1 protein-coding gene is annotated in these 1,506 nt (G+C 68.7%); it reads right to left on the bottom strand.

The genetic code is table 11. The features are described from left to right. Window positions 1–27: 27 nt before the first annotated feature. Window positions 28–1,254, bottom strand: coding sequence for an IS110 family transposase (locus tag ACNAVT_RS31720; RefSeq protein ID WP_416301672.1), 1,227 nt, complete (start codon window positions 1,252–1,254; stop codon window positions 28–30). Window positions 1,255–1,506: the final 252 nt, after the last annotated feature.

Genomic DNA, 1,506 nt, shown 5'->3' with positions numbered 1-1,506 from the left:
CGGAAGACATCCCAGGAGCTTGAAATGTCAAGCAGAGGCCCCGACGAGGTGATGCGACCAGGCGGTCGTCTCGTCGTACGGGGTGCCGGTTTTGAGGCATCCGTGCAAGATGCCGACGAGCCGGTTGGCGAGTTGCCGCAGTGCGGCGTTGTAGCTTGCGCCGCGGGCGCGTTGCCGGTCGTAGTAGGCGCGGGCGCCCGGGGATGTCTTCAACGCGGAGAACGCCTGCGCCATCAGGGCGTCGATGAGCCGGTCGTTGTGCACGAACCGGGCGGTGACCGTTCGTTTCTTGCCAGAGGCGCGGGTGATCGGGCTGGTCGCGGCGTAGTTCTTGCGTGCCTTGGCCGACGTGTAGCGGTCGTGGTCGTCGCCGAACTCGGCGAGCACCCGGGCGCCGAGGAGCACACCGAGCCCGGGTTGGGACAGGATGATCTCAGCGTCCGGGTGCCGGCCAAAATGGGCATCCACCTGCCCTTGCAGGGCCTTGACCTGCTCGTTGAGAGTGACCAGCAGTGCGACCAGCGCGCGCACGGACGCGGCGTAGGCGGTGGTGACCACGGCCGGCTGGCCGAGGTGCTCGGCGCGCAGCACCGTCTGGATCGCCGCGGCCTTGGCCGCGATGTCACGACGGCGGGCTCGTTTCAGGGCCGCGCTGATCTGGTTGATGCTCAGCCGGGCCGCGGCCGCCGGGTCCGGGGCCTTCGCCAGCAGATCCAGGGTGTCGGCGGCGTCGAGGTCCTCGAACGCGGCCAACGCGGCCGGGAAGTACTCCCGCAGCGCGTGCCGCAGCCGCTGCACGGCGCGGGTGCGTTCCCAGATCAGCGTCTTGTGCATCCGAGCCACGACCTTGACCGCCTCTGCCTCGGCGCTGTCACCGGCGATCGGGCGCAGCTGGTGCGAATCGGTCCGCACCATGTCGGCCAGCATGTGCGCGTCCGCCGCGTCGCTCTTGGCCCCCGACAGTACGAGGCGTTCCCGGTACCGGGCCGCCTGCAACGGGTTCACCGGGTACACCGTGTACCCCGCGGCGACCAGGGCCTGCACCCACGGACCCCGATCGGTCTCGATGCCGATCTTCACCTGCCCGGTGTCGGCCTCGACGCCGCCGCCGAGCACCTGGCCGATCAACGCGTGCAGCCGTGCCACGCCCGCCATGCCTTCCGGCAGCCGGGCCTTGGCCAGCCGGCGGCCGGACGCGTCCATCACCTCGACGTCGTGATGGTCCTCCGCCCAGTCATCTCCCACGAACAGCAACACGTCTCCCACCTGTCGAACCGATCACCACCGGTAGCCAGGCAGAGAACCATCAGCGACCTAATGAAGCAGTGCTCACGCCGCAACCGGGCGGGCACGACATCCCATCAGCGATCAACTCTCCACACCGACCGGCAGCGGCACGATCTTCCGTCAGGACTCGACGTCCAGGAACCACGAGTGCTCGTCTGCCGGCGGCTACCTACCCACCAGGAGTCTGCCGGATGGCTCACTCCCAGAACTCATTAGGAA

Source organism: Micromonospora sp. SL4-19 (genome assembly GCF_047921475.1).
Taxonomy (GTDB): Bacteria; Actinomycetota; Actinomycetes; order Mycobacteriales; family Micromonosporaceae; genus Micromonospora.
The sequence above is the reverse complement of the archived record's forward strand: the minus strand, read 5'-3'. Positions and strand labels throughout refer to the sequence as shown.